Here is a 14,182-nt window from a genome sequence, read left to right on the forward strand (position 1 = left end):
TCTTCTGATTCAACTCTTTTAAGCTTTAACTCTCTAATTATACTGCATCAAGGTCTACAGTCCGGGCTTCGGGGAACCTTTCTACAAGCATCTTTACGGTTTCGGGATGGCAGGTGAAGTAAAAGACCTGGTTTCCTGACATAAGGTCCTTTATAGCTTCACAGGTGCTTTTGCAGCGTTCAGGGTCAAAGTTCACCAGCACGTCATCAAAAACGATAGGAAGAGATTCCGAATGCCTCCCGAATTCCCTTATAAAACCGAAACGCAGGGAGAGATAAAGCTGTTCAGCCGTTCCCCGGCTGAGTTCCTGGATGCCTTTATGACGCCCTTCCCGGTCTTCAACATAGATTTCGGAAGAGTTGAGCGGGGAATAAATCCTCGTGTACCTGCCCCCGGTAATCTTTGAGAAAAAGGCCTGGGATTCCACGATAACTGCAGGCTGCCTTTCCTTTTCATAGACTTGGATTGCTTTAGTAAGGATCTTTTGGGCTAAGACCAGAGAAGCCCACTCCCTTGACTTTTCGTGTAGTCCTTCCAGCAGGCTCTTCTGCATTACCCTTGCCAGAGAACCTTCACTTCCGTGTTCGAGCTGTTCAATCTGGTTTCCTATCGCTCCGCGCCTGTCCATATTCTCGGAGGTCTTATGTTCAAGAGTTTCCAGGCATTCCTCCAGCCGGCGGTTTTCTTCTTTCAGGCCCAGGGGATCGGAGGCTTGCAGTTCTTCTACGAAAATATCATACTTTTCCCCGTCCCCGGAAATCCTCCGGATCTGCTGTTCAGCTTCCCTAACCCTGTTTTCAAGTTCGGTTCGCTGGGCCCAAAGCCGTGCATTTTCACAGAACTCTTCTTCCGTCCCTGCAGAACCGGATTCAAGAAGAACTGCAAGTTCTTCTGCAGCTTTTTCATACTTATCCAGGGCTACCTGAAGTTCAATATCGAGTTCTATTGATTTTGTTTTCAGCTGCTTCAGGCTTCTTACCTCATCGGATGCCTTTTCAAGGTCCGAACGGAGTTTTTCAACCTGGGTGTCAAAAGAAAGTCCGGAAAGCGGACGTCCACATCCTTGCAGGACCACGGCCACCTTTGCTTCATAGGCTTCTATCGACATTCTGCTGGAAGTTATCTCTTCTTCAAGTTTCCGGATTGCCCGCTGCCTGTCAAAACACCTTCCGATTACCGAAAAGATTTCAAGCACACTTTCTACTGAAAGCGAGGGGTCAAGCCCGTAAACCCCAAGCCAGCGAGTCCACTTTTCGGACAGAGCATCACGTGCCTTTTTCTCCTCAAGGAGCTGGGCTTCCAGTTCTTCTTTTTTACGGTTAAGATCTTCGGACTCAACTTCAAGTTTTCTCACTCTTTCGGCTTGGTTAAATGCAAAACTTACGTCCTCCCGGAGCTTTGCTATTTCACTTTCGAGTATGATTCCCGAAACAGACCTTTCACAGGCTTCCAGAACACAAAGGGCTTCTTTTTCGTACTTTTTAATAGCAGCTTCCCTGAGCTGTACCTGTTTATCCAGTTCTTTAACACTTTTTTGCTTTTCCAGGCAGGCTTTGATCGCAGATAGGAGGTCAAGCACATGCTCGGTAGAAATTTCCGGGTCGAGTCCTGAAGAAAGAAGCCACTCTTTCCATTCCTGAAGAACCTCTCCTTGCCCTTCCTCTCCTGCCTTCAGCTTACCCTCAAGCTCTTGATAACCTACACTTAACCTCCCCAGCTTCTTCTGGAGCTTATCCTTTCCCTGGCGCAGTTCTCCGGCAGTTTTCAAATCTACCAGGATCCTTTGCAGCTCATCGGCTTTCTGTTCCCGTACCGAAGGGTCAGGAATGTCTTCAAAGCCGCACTTTTTTGCCCGGGTTTTCATTTGTTCTTTCAGGGCGCTAATCTCTCTGGATAGCTTTTCTTTTGAGTTCTGCACTTTCTGTTTTCTGTATTCGGTTTCCTCAAGGTGTTCCTCCCCGGCAGGAGGGTTTGAGAACTTTTTCCTGGCTTTCAGGAAGTATGCGGCAGAAGTAGCGAAAAGGAGGAAAAATATAACAAGTCCGGAAAGTAGGGTGCCGTTCATGTACTCGTATGCTAGGACTATGCCGCCTGCAAGCAGGAGCATTCCTGCAGGCCAGAGAGGAAGCCCTCCCTCATTCCCGATTTCCCTGGGTCTGAAAGTTGCAAAAAGCATCTCTTCTTTTTCCAGGTCTTTATCCAGGATTTTGAGTTCGCTTTCCTTTTCCCTGAGGAGAGGGTGGTTCACCCTAAGGTAGCTTACAGCTTCAAGCCCCTGTTTCACTTCTTCAGGGTTGAGAAGCTTTGAGTATGCCTCGAGCTTCTCTTCCAGGGCTTCGATTTCGCCGCGGACTTCTTCGATTTCCCCAAGGGCAAGTTCGAGCCTGTCGCGGTATCTCTCGATTGTTTTTTCTGCCTCCTCCATTTCCCTTCGCTTTCCGAGCACGGTTTCCTTTGAAGGGGTTGAACGCTCGAAACGGGCAAGGGTATTTTCGTCCCAGCCTTCCCCAAGCCCTGAAAGGGTTTCCTCTAGTTCGGCTTTTCTGGTTTGGACTTCCCGGGTTTCGAAAAGGAGGAAGTCCTTATCAGCCCGATATTTCTCGATTCCGTTTCCAAGTTCGATTACCTGGTCTCTGTGCACTAGGAGGCTTTCTTCAAAGACATCTTTTTCCTGAAGGACCCGCTCGATGCTGGTGAGGACCTGCTTGAGCTCGTTTTTGGTCTCCTTTATTCTAGTCTCAATTTCCTCTACTGCCTTCCGCATCTTGATGATGGTTTCCTTTGCAGGGATGGAACGGTCAAAGCGGTCCAGAGCCTCTTCATCCCAGTCCGGTCCAAGTTCCAGGAGGAGCTCGGAAAGCACGGCTTCTTCCTGCCTGAGGTTTGATTCCAGGGTAGGGAGCGTTTTTACTTCGGACCTGTACTTTTCAAGCCCGCTTTCCAGTTCTAGCACCGCATCTTTCTGTCCGAGCAGGCTTTCGTCTGGAGAAAGGCTTCGTTCATTAACGGCATTTTTTTCCAGTTCCTGCTCCAGCCTTGAAATGTTCTCCCTTATTTCCTCAATTTTTTCCAAGAGCCTTTCAAGCTTTTCTTCCCCTTTTTCTGGAAAACTTTCAAGCCCGGGCAAAGCTCCAAGGGCACCTTTTGACTCTTGCAGGGCTCTCCAGTCTTCCCAGACGGAAAGCAGGTTTTGAATGTGGTTTAATTTTTTCCGTATATTCTGAGACTTTTCTTTTAACTGATCAATTTCCAGGTTTCTCTGTTCCAGTTCGAAATGAAGCGAATCGTATTTTTTCTGGGCTCCTTCAAGCTCGGCAATTTTTTCTTCGGTTTTCCTTATTTCCCTGAACAGCTCGTTTATGAAGGGCTTGCTTCCCTTGGGTTTATACAGCTTGCTTTCCATGCTGCTGATGGATTCCATCAGCCCGGAAATGGAAACTCCGACCCCGGTGCCTGCACTGTAAAGTTTACTGTTGATTCTCTGGTCGTTCAGGGTCTCAAAACTCTGCAACTCTTCAAGGCCAAAAGCATAGATGTTTTCAAAGACGTTCCTGTCCGCATGGCCCAGGAGTTTGAGAAGTTCGGTTTTGCCCCCTGTATTTCCATCTGGAAGCACGACTTTTACGTCGTCTTTTCTGCCTGTGTTTCTTTCTATTACCCAGCGCTCCCCTAAGGAATCAGTTACAGCAAGCCTTCCCCCATGCTGCCCCCCTTCAAGCGGGGGATAAAGGTTGCAGAGCCTTGTGTTGGGGATGCCAAAAAACATCCTCCGGATAAAAGTGAATAATGTTGACTTTCCTGCTTCATTTGCCCCTGTGAATATGACCAGGCCTGAGGGTAGGTCTTCCACCGACTTCCCGCAAAACTTACCGAAACCGTCGATATAGATGGCATCAATTTTCATGATCTTCCTCCGTGAGTAGGGCATCAAGCAGGATATTTTCAGCGCACTGAAGCAGTGATTTCATCTCTCCGTCATCAATTTTGCAAATGAGTTTTCTTCCGTTCCCGGAGTTAAAGAGAGGGGCAAGAACTTCATGAAACCCGTCCAGCGCCTTTTCATCATTCTTTAAACCCTCCATGATTTTAACCAGGTCTCCCACAAAGTCTTCCCTTTTCAGAAGCTGCTCCCTTTCTATGGGAAAGAGCGTTTCATCTTCAATGCGCTCTACCCAGACGAACTGCCTACCCCGGATCTCGTCCTCCCTGAGCAAATGGAGGAGATCTTCAAGAAATCCCTCTTCCCTGAGAGTGCGGTGCAGCGGTCCCCTTCCGTTGAGGACAAGCCTGCAAAGCGCTGACCTCCCTCCGGAATTTTCCCTGATGTCCTCAAGCTGGCTTTGAAGACTTTCGATCAGTTCCCCTTCTTTTTCCAGCCCTGCTATGGAAATTTCCCTTATATGCCAGCGGACAGAGTCGGTCTCAATGAACCTGGTAGAAATGGCTCCTCCAGAAGAAACCTCCACATAAAAGCACCCCCTTGCCCCGGTTTCGCCGGGATGCCTGCCTTGTGGGTTTCCGGGATATATCACAAGGGGGGCTTCTTTGCAAACTATAGAGGGAGTATGGATGTGCCCAAGAGCCCAGTAATCATAGCTTAACTCCCTGAGGTCCTGCAGGGTACAGGGGGCATAAGGGTCATGCTCCGGGTTGCTTCCCACGCTGCAATGCAGCAGCCCTATCGTAAATGGCCAGCTCTCTTCTTTTTTTGGGAATTCTTTCACAAGGTTTTTCATGATGTGCCGTGTTGGGTAGCTCATCCCAGCAACAAGGGCGACAGTTCCTCCTTCCTTTTTGAATTCCACAACTTCGGCCCCGTCTCCCCTCATGATATGTACGTTTTCGGGCCACTTCAGGCTTGCCGACCAGCCGTCAAGGGGATCATGGTTCCCGTGGCAGATAAAAACCTGAATTCCGGCTGCTTCAAGCTTCCTAAGCCCCTCTATAAACCTGACCTGTGCATAAAGACTCTTGTCGGCACTGTCATAAATATCCCCCGCGATAAGCAGGAAGTCAACTTCTTCATCCATACAGAATTCGACAACAGCCTCATAAGCCTGAAAGGTAGCTTTCGAAAGCCTTTCCCCCAGTTCCGGGTCAATCCCGGAAATTCCTGTAAATGGACTGTCAAGGTGCAAATCAGCAGCATGGACAAAACTCAAAATTCCGTCCCTACCAGCATCTGCTGACATTTTTCTTTTTTTCATTGGAGGTACCCCTAACATATATATAAAATTTATACCTCCAACTGTATATTTTTAACCCAATTAAATATTTTGGTTTGAAGGTTTCAAAAACAAATATTTAAAATCAATTATTAATTTCGTGATTGTTTCTTAAATGTTTAATCCTTAGACTAAAGGAGCTTAAAATGACGCCATATTTCTCAAGATTTTATAAGACATTGAATAAATGCCGGCTCTGTAGAAAACCTATCCAAATCAGTTGCAACAAGCTGAATATTAATCAACAAATAAAAGATCAACCCTAAAGTTCAAATTAATGGAGACTTTTCACCTCCAAGAATTTTTATAGAGCCTTTATGCCATCGACTAACACGCATTTATTTGATCCTCATAAAACGATTTCGTTTGCTAGCAAAATTTCTACGTGGACCGTTACTTCATCAAAATATAGATTTATTTCGTACTGCTTGTTGAACTTTAAAGAGATACTTTTAATAATAATCTTTAAAGATTTTTACTATTCCTTCGAATATAGTACCCCGGGAAAATAGAGAAATACTACACGATGATAAGTAAAGTGTGAGGAAATTACTTCAAAAGAACAAGACTTAAGAAGATTAGTGCTATCTTTAGTAGAAAACCCTTCATGAATAAAAATCAGATTTAATTAATGTTTTCAGGCATGTGATTATGAGTAAACTTGAAAAACTTCAACCGGATGCGACTGTGAAATATATTCCCGCAGATAGTACACGAAGAAAACTACCTGGAAAAGGTTTTAGAATCCTCTCTTTTATACCAGCCTTTAACTGGATCTCGTTACTATATCTAGGCCTGATTAACTCCAGTATTTTAAATATCGTTTGTGCTGTCGCTTATGGATTAATAACATTTACCGTTCCCTCTTTATCTCCTCTTATTTGGATAGTGGGTATAGTTCACTATGAGGTCTCATATCGAATTGTAAAAAAGCAGATAATCAGTGACACAGGGAAGTCCACTACGCAAACAAAAATAACCCCTATTCATAATAGCACCTCCGTATCCAATGGATTCTCCGATATTGCTGTTCTCAAAGAACAGGAGTCTAAACAATCAATTTCTGCAATGCCTTCATATGCTCCGGAGGATGTTAGAGTTTCCGTTTCTCCTAACAGTACTTCCATCGCCAGCAGATTTTCTGATATTGCTGTTCCTGGGGAACTGGAGTCTAAACAATCAATTCCTGTAAAGTCTTCGTATGCTTCGGAAGAAGTTAGGTTTTCCGTTTCTATGCAAAATCCACATACGAAGTTTTTCACAGATATGGAGAGGAATGCTTCAAGAGAGGGGAAAACTGCAACCTTTGTCCCCTTTATGTCCTACTGGCCAACGTATACCAGCATGAATAAGGCTCAACAAGCATGGTATTTTTATTGGCGCTCCCAAATTCACCAAGGAAATTACATTGATACCGATTTGTCCTACATTTTTGTGTTAATTTATGAACTTCTCAGCGGCATCGGGTGGCAAGATCCACAGGATGGGTACCAAAAGCTCATGCAATTATGGGCAGCATATCGGAAAAAATTCCCTTCCTTAGATCATTATCTAATGGGATGGACATTTGATTTTACACAGCAGTACAATTTGGAATATAGGCTTTCTGATGTAAATGAGTATCCTCGATTAACTCCCTCTGTCATGACAGATATTTTAATAGCACGACATGCAGAAGATGTGCCACTTAAGCTTCATTTCTCGTTGATTGATGCTTTAAGTGATTATTCTCTTGTTAACAGCAAATTTTACAAAGACGGGAATCAAGATCTTATGCATGAGGCAATCCCAAGGGTGATTGCACTAGCAGATGCCGCTTTACGTAAAAATAAACAAAAAGGAATTTTAGATACTTATGGACCGTCTAGTGTAAAGAAGCAGGAATATTATGCTTTTACAAGCGCAGTCTGCCCGCAAGCCAACAAAAAAATATACGTTACCGTAAAGGATTACTCCACATACCCTAACTTAAGAGCTTATATCAAAGAGCTTGTCAGGTATGGCGAAAACACTCTGCGTGAATTGCGAGGATACCAAGGACGATTACGCGGCGTGACGATTGATGAGGAAACTGCAAAACTGATTCAAAATTTCTTGAAAAAGGAATATGGGCAACAGGCGACACAAGTAAATGGATTTTCGAAAAAGCCAAAAGTCCCATTAGATTTTGAAAAAATTATCGCAATCAAAATTGAGTCCAAAGAAGTAACTCAGACGCTTGGTCCGATCAGTCTTGATCCAACCATTCCTGAGAAAAAAGAGCTGTTAACAGATATTCAAGAAGTCACTGCAATCTATACCGCTATTTCACCCAGCGCACGCAGTCTTTTAGATCGCTTGGAAAAATCATCATGGGAGTGCAGTGTAGCACAAGGAGATGAACCTTTAATAGCGGAGATTAACCGTTTGGCTGAACGCTATCTCGGTTGCTCACTTTTAGTAGCAGAGGCTTCTAAAATAATCGCCGAAGATGATTATCGGGATGAACTCGAGCATATTTATCAGAACCATCCTGTAACATCATCCGAGGGAAACGGTTCTAAACTATTTGATTCATCAGTGTTAACCCCTGAGATGAAAGATTTTGTTGATGCTCTTTTACCGGTACAGCAAAAAGCGCTCTATGTACTGATAACAAGTGAGAATCCACAGAATGATTTAGAAACAATTGCCGAGGAAGCAAATACAATGCCGCAGCTCCTCCTAGATGACATTAATTTGCTAGCAGTACAGCAAATTGGAGAAATTATTGTTGATGCTGCAGATCAGAAACCTCAAATTTTGGATGAATACATAGATTTACTCAAACAATCTGTCGCATAGGAGAGAAAACAAAATGCCGTCTGTAAAGATCAGCCGCCGTGAGTCAGGCGCTCTTATGAACTCATTAACCGCAGGAGTGGTACCCAGAATTGGTCTGCGACACATAGCTGTTGGCAGAAAAAATGAAGTAAATGCCTTTTTACATGACATTACGACCATTGAAGACGGGGGAGCATCTTTCCGCTTGGTTTCTGGGCAATACGGCAGTGGAAAAAGCTTTTTGCTGCAAATGATTCGTAACAATGCAATGGAACGGAATTTTGTAGTAGCTGATGCAGATTTGTCCCCCGAGCGCCGTCTTACCGGAACAAAGGGCCAAGGGCTTGCCACCTATCGTGAGCTTATGCAGCATCTCTCAACGCTCACAAGACCAGAAGGCGGTGCGCTTGAATCTATTCTGCAAAAGTGGATCAGTTCTTTACAGTCCAGCATAACAAAAACAAGAGGGTTTCGTCCGGGTGACCCTGAAATTGTTGATGCTGTCAGCGGTGAAATAAGCGAAGTCTTGACCGATCTGTCTGAAATGGTATACGGTTTTGCGTTTTCTTCTGTTATTGAGGCTTACTGGCGAGGAATGAAAACTGGGGATGAAAATTTAAAGCAGGCTTCGTTGCGATGGCTTCGCGGAGAATTTGCTACAAAAACCGAAGCCCGTCAGCATCTTTCGGTGGACTGCATTATAGATGACCAGAGTTGGTATGAATTTTTAAAGTTATTTGCGGTTTTTGTAGCCAAAACTGGATATAAAGGTCTGTTGTTATTTTTGGATGAAGGCGTGAATCTTTATAAAATTACACACAAACAAGCCAGAGATAGTAACTATGAGAAAATATTAACTATTTTTAATGATACTATGCAGGGGAAAGCGCAATATATTGGTGTTTTTCTTAGCGGTACACCTCAGTTTATTTACGACGAACGCAGGGGCCTTTTTAACTATGAAGCACTGCGCTCACGTCTTGCTGATAATCGTTTTGGTGCACAGGGTTTTGCGGATTATACGAGTCCTGTAATTAAGCTCAATCAACTCTCTGTCGAAGAGATTTACGTATTGTTACAACGGCTTTGTGAACTTCATGGTGCCCACTATTCTTACTCGTGCTCTTTTGGAGAAAACGAGCTCACTACTTTTATTAACATTGTAGTTGCACGTTTGGGTGCGGATCAATTGTTGACCCCACGTGAGATTACTAGAGATTTTTTGGGCCTTTTGAATATTCTGCATCAAAATCCCGATCTGACTTTTGATATGCTGATAGCAGAAAAAGGATTCTCAGTAAAGAGTGCTGAACTAAACCCTGAAGAGGTATCCGAAAAAGGGAATGATCTCTTCGCCGAGTTTGATATATGAGCAAGACTGCTTTTGAGCGCTATGCGCCATTTATACAGGAATATATTTATCGAAAACAGTGGACAGATCTGCGTGAGGTTCAGGTAGAAGCTTGTGAAGCAATTCTGGACACAGATGATCATGTTATCATCGCTTCGGCAACCGCTTCTGGCAAAACAGAAGCGGCCTTTTTTCCCATATTGACCTCCCTTTATCAAAATCATCCGGATACAATTGGCGTGATGTATATTGGACCGTTGAAAGCGCTGATTAACGACCAATTTGAAAGGCTTAGCGGACTGCTTGAGGAAAGCTACATCCCTGTCTGGCCTTGGCATGGGGATGTATCGCAATCGGTGAAAAAACGTGCGCTAAAAGAAGCGCAGGGAGTACTCCAAATTACACCTGAATCACTTGAAGCATTGCTGATGCTGCATCCCGGTGATGCAACGCGATTGTTCTCTGATTTGCGGTTTATAATCATCGATGAAATTCATGCGCTTATGGGAACAGATCGTGGTCTGCAAGTGCTTTGTCTCTTATCACGGTTAGAAAAAGTTGCAAGCTGTAAACCTAGACGTGTTGGACTTTCCGCAACGCTGTATGACTATGAACCGGCCATGCAATTTTTAGCAGCAGGAAGCAACCGAAAAGTACGGGCAGTGGGTATCAAGCACCACCAACGGACGATTTCATTGTGCGCCGAAAGTTTTGTCCTACCTGATGACCCTGAAGAAGCTGAAAAAGTTATGCAGGAATATAATGATTTTCTCTATGAAAACTGCCATAGTAAGAAGTGCCTGATTTTTACCAATAGTAGAAGTGACGCAGAAAAAACTATTGCCGATATGAAAGAAATAGCACTGAAGAAGAATGAGAGAGATGTATTTTATGTCCATCACGGCAGTGTTTCAGCCGCACTGCGGCATGAAGCGGAATCTGCTTTGAGGGACAGTAATGGACCTACCGTTGCAGCTGCCACACTGACATTGGAACTGGGCATCGATATTGGCGACCTGGATTCCACTATACAAATTGGCGCACCCTATTCCTGCGCAAGCTTTGTGCAGCGTCTTGGACGCTCCGGAAGACGCAGCGGAAAATCGCAAATGATGTTTCTTGACGTATATGAGCCATCAGACAGAAACCCTTTTGAGCAAATGCCATGGGAATTATTGCGTGCCATTGCAATCATTCAGCTTTATCTTGAGGAGCGCTGGGTAGAACCATTTGAGCTTAAGGCAAAACCTTTCAGTCTGTTGGTGCATCAAACGCTCAGCACTTTAATGACATTTGGTGAACTCAGTCCCTCTGCACTGGCGAGAAACGTCTTGATGCTTCCCGCATTCCATAGTACAGTCAGCCAAGAGGAATATCGCGAACTACTGCGGCACATGCTGGCAAATGACTATTTGCAGCGTATTGAGGGCGGAAACATCATCGTTGGCTTAAAAGGCGAAAGGGTTGCAAATCACTATTCTTTCTATGCGGTATTTCAAGATGAGCAGGCCTATCGTGTGCACAGTCAAGACGGCGAAATCGGTACATTGGACAGCTGTCCAATTGTAGGTGAAGTCTTCATTTTGGCTGGTCGAACATGGAAGGTACGCGATGTTGATGAGGAGCGTAAAATCATATATGTTAACCCTGTAAAAAACAACCGCATACCAAGTTGGAAAGGTTCTGGAGGACATATCCATACGAAAATTATCCGGAGAATTGGGCAAATTTTGAGGGAGGATATTCAATATAGTTATTTGCAACCAAAAGCATCGCAGGTCATTGATGATGCTCGCTTTATTGCCAGAGAAGCAGGGATACTGCAAAAAAGTATTATTCCCTATGCTGAGCGATCATTTTACTTGTGTCCATGGGTAGGAAGTAAAACGTTACAGACAATTAAGAATCTGCTGGCGTGCAGTCTAAAAGATTCGCTTCAAATTTATTCTGTTTTTGGAGGACATCATTATTTGCAGATAACGAGTGACCTGTCTATAGCCGAGTTTACCGATAAGCTGTCCAAGCTTCAAATTAACTTCAATGACCCCGATATGGTACTACCCGAAAATCAAGTACCAAGGGTTGATAAATATGATAAGATGGTTCCTGATGAATTATTGCGAATGGCGTTTCTTTGTAATGAATTGGACGTGAAAGCGGCCGTTGAGGTACTGAAAGGACTATAATAATAGATATTGATAGTATTGTCATTTATGGCAGGAAAGGGGAACCTTACTCTGGATGCTGTCCGATGGTTGATTAAGCATAATGTTCAGATTTCTATTCTTAATTGGGATGGCAAGCTCTTGACAACAACGCTTCCTCCTGAAAGTGCAAATGTAAAAACAAAGTTTGCTCAGTATCACTCACATTTCGACCCCCTCCCAAAAAACACAACTTAATTTTTTTATTCACACAGTTTATAATTAATTTTACTCTCGTTTACACATCAATAGCTCAAGCTTATCTAAATATAGATACCAATTCATAAATTTTTATTTGTTTTTCTAAATTTGACCTGGCTTTTTTTGAACATTGTGGTATTCAAGCCAAAATCATTGATTTTGTTGAGCATGTGTCCACAGTTGATCCAATAAGTTTATTCAGTTGTTGCAAAAATCACCTTATTTTTGAGAGGGGGTCGAAATGTGAGTATGAACATAACACTGATATAATTATTCATTTCAGCCGATAATTTGCTGCTTTCAGCAAGATATGCTGACGTAATTTGATCGTATCCTTCTTTGGTGAGACATTAAATCAACGCCATCGACTTATAAACCGCATCAATCGGATCTTCATAAAACGAAATCTGGAACTTACTGAAAAGGTCTGGAGGTACTGTTGCAATCTTTCCCGCAGAGGCAATAGGAATCAGAACCCTTTTTGCTCCGGCATCAAGACATACCTGTAAAAGGCCTGCAAGATTTTCAAGTACAGCTACAGACCCTCCAATTGTCATACTTCCGAGAATGGCAGTCTGCTCCTGAAGCGGCCTTTCCAATGCTCCTGAACAGAGGCTTATGAAAGCTGCAAGGGCGAGTTCCTCAGACATGCCCACCCCATACAGGTCCTGGACGTGCAAAAAGTAGTCTTTTTCTTTTACGGAGATGCTCTGGCTTATGGATTTTGCGTTGGCCCTGAAGTAATTAAAAGCTGTTTTTATTGACTCTTTGGCCTGAGAATTTGAACCCGTGCCTGATTTTTCGTATTTTCCCGAGCCGGATACTACCTGGACTTCAAACTTGTAGGCCCCAATCTTGCCAGATTCCGTAGCAGCAACTGCATAGGCTTCTCCGGGCTTTGTGATGCCTGCGGGGATGATCTTGTTTCCGCCGCTTTCGGGCACGGACACGAAGGCTTCTGTCAGGTTTTCATTGTCAATGTAGGAGAAATTCACATCGAAAAACTCGATTCCTCCTATTTTTTTGAGCTGCTCTTTTACACGCCTTCGACCTACGAGAGCGTATTCAAGGATCTCCTGCGCCTGCTCTCTGGTGATATTCTCATCCGGGTAGATGAGTTTCATAAGGCCTGAGAAGGTCTTTTTAACCGCAATTACATCACGCTGGTTCAGGTTGTTTCCGAGTTTAAAGAACCTGTTTATATTGTCGGCATAGGACCGCTTCCTCATTTCCCGGAAGAATTCTGCAATATAGTCAACTATGAATCCATACCTGTCTGTAAAGTGTTCAGGCCTGAACTTCGGGATTTCCCAGCCAGGGATGTAGTAGTGCATCCTGTCAAAAAAGGCGGTATCGCTGTTCATGGCGTCAGGGAAGGGAGAAAAGAGGTTTGAAGTCTTTATTAAGGACTCTATACTCTGGTTGACATTTCCAACAAAGACGATTGACGCATTTGCATTCTTTTGCTCTTTTCCTCTTGCAAAAGAGCCTGAGGCCATGTAGTCTTTGAGGATCTGGATTCCGTCTTTGTCTTTGAAACGGATTCCTGCAACTTCATCAAATGCCACAACGTCCCAGAACCCCACAAGCCCTACCTGTCGGGTGGACATGTTGTAGAAGAGGTTTGCAACTGTGGTCTGCCCCCCGGAGATCAGGATGGTGTTTGGGGATATTTCCTTGTAAACGTGAGATTTTCCTGTGCTTTTCGGGCCGAGTTCGCAGAGGTTGTAGTTATTTTCGACAAGAGGAACAAGCCTTTCGAGCATATGCCATTTGAGGGGAGTTTCAAGCTGGGTGGGCTCCATCCCAATGCTTCTCATCAGGACGTCGATCCACTCATCTTTAGTGAAGTTTTTCCTTTCCACCAGGATCTCCTGAAGGTTCATATTAGGGATCTGGATAGGTTTCAGGCTGGAGATGACGAATGGCGAAGAAGCTGATTCTGTAGAGTACTCCATCTTGATCATGCACCAGATTCCGCCGCCTAGAAGCTTATCGTATTTTATTACATAATCAGAGTCAATCTCAATGTTTTTAAGCCCAAGGTTGGAGAACTCAGCTTCGTAGACGTCTCTCCTTTCATTGAGTGTGACCGTGATCTTATCAATAATGGTATAGTATCCTGTCTCCCTGATCCTTGATTTGATCTTTTCGGCTTCATCAGACCTCACATAGTTCTGGGACAGGATATTTTTGACCTTCTGGACGCCTTCCTTAATTACATCCTCGTCATCATCTGCGCAGTAGGAGCCTAGAAGGTATTCCAGTACATAGACAGGGACGTTGTGCCCGACCTTCAACAGCTTTGTGAGGTCTTTTCTCACAACCCTGCCTGAGAAGTACTGATTTAATTTTCGGTCTGTTTCAAGGCTTACTGTTTCGAGATCTGCTTCAACCAT

The 14,182-nt window shown here is 44.0% G+C and carries 7 protein-coding genes; 4 read left to right on the forward strand and 3 right to left on the reverse strand.

What is annotated here, in order from left to right; translation table 11 throughout:
• Positions 1–37 precede the first annotated feature (37 nt).
• Both FXV91_RS14575 and FXV91_RS14580 read right to left on the reverse strand, forming a co-directional pair.
• Positions 38–3,904: an AAA family ATPase gene (locus tag FXV91_RS14575; RefSeq protein ID WP_229391410.1), complete on the reverse strand. Its 3,867-nt coding sequence runs from the start codon at positions 3,902–3,904 to the stop codon at positions 38–40.
• Positions 3,894–5,207 (reverse strand): exonuclease SbcCD subunit D, encoded by a 1,314-nt coding sequence (locus tag FXV91_RS14580; RefSeq protein WP_229391411.1) that lies wholly within the window; start codon positions 5,205–5,207, stop codon positions 3,894–3,896. The genes FXV91_RS14575 and FXV91_RS14580 overlap by 11 nt, the downstream gene beginning before the upstream one ends.
• 669 nt (positions 5,208–5,876) lie before the next feature.
• On the opposite strand from FXV91_RS14580, the gene FXV91_RS14585 reads away from it, so the two are divergent.
• The 4 genes from FXV91_RS14585 to FXV91_RS14600 are packed head-to-tail and all read left to right on the forward strand — an operon-like array spanning position 5,877 to position 11,780.
• Entirely contained in the window at positions 5,877–8,048 is a 2,172-nt protein-coding gene (locus FXV91_RS14585) for a TerB N-terminal domain-containing protein (protein WP_229391412.1), read from the forward strand.
• A gap of 13 nt (positions 8,049–8,061) precedes the next feature.
• Positions 8,062–9,399: an ATP-binding protein gene (locus tag FXV91_RS14590; RefSeq protein ID WP_229391413.1), complete on the forward strand. Its 1,338-nt coding sequence runs from the start codon at positions 8,062–8,064 to the stop codon at positions 9,397–9,399.
• Complete coding sequence (locus tag FXV91_RS14595; protein ID WP_229391414.1) at positions 9,396–11,564, forward strand: DEAD/DEAH box helicase; 2,169 nt, start codon at positions 9,396–9,398, stop codon at positions 11,562–11,564. The genes FXV91_RS14590 and FXV91_RS14595 overlap by 4 nt, the downstream gene beginning before the upstream one ends.
• 27 nt (positions 11,565–11,591) lie before the next feature.
• Positions 11,592–11,780 carry a CRISPR-associated endonuclease Cas1 gene (locus FXV91_RS14600; protein WP_345945528.1) on the forward strand — a complete coding sequence of 63 codons (189 nt, stop codon included), beginning with the start codon at positions 11,592–11,594 and terminating at the stop codon, positions 11,778–11,780.
• A gap of 353 nt (positions 11,781–12,133) precedes the next feature.
• Here the strand turns inward: FXV91_RS14600 and brxL are convergent, their stop codons facing one another.
• Positions 12,134–14,182: a protease Lon-related BREX system protein BrxL gene (gene brxL / locus FXV91_RS14605; RefSeq protein ID WP_229391415.1), complete on the reverse strand. Its 2,049-nt coding sequence runs from the start codon at positions 14,180–14,182 to the stop codon at positions 12,134–12,136.

The sequence above is a fragment of the Methanosarcina sp. DH2 genome (assembly GCF_020804225.1).
In the GTDB taxonomy this organism is placed as follows: domain Archaea; phylum Halobacteriota; class Methanosarcinia; order Methanosarcinales; family Methanosarcinaceae; genus Methanosarcina.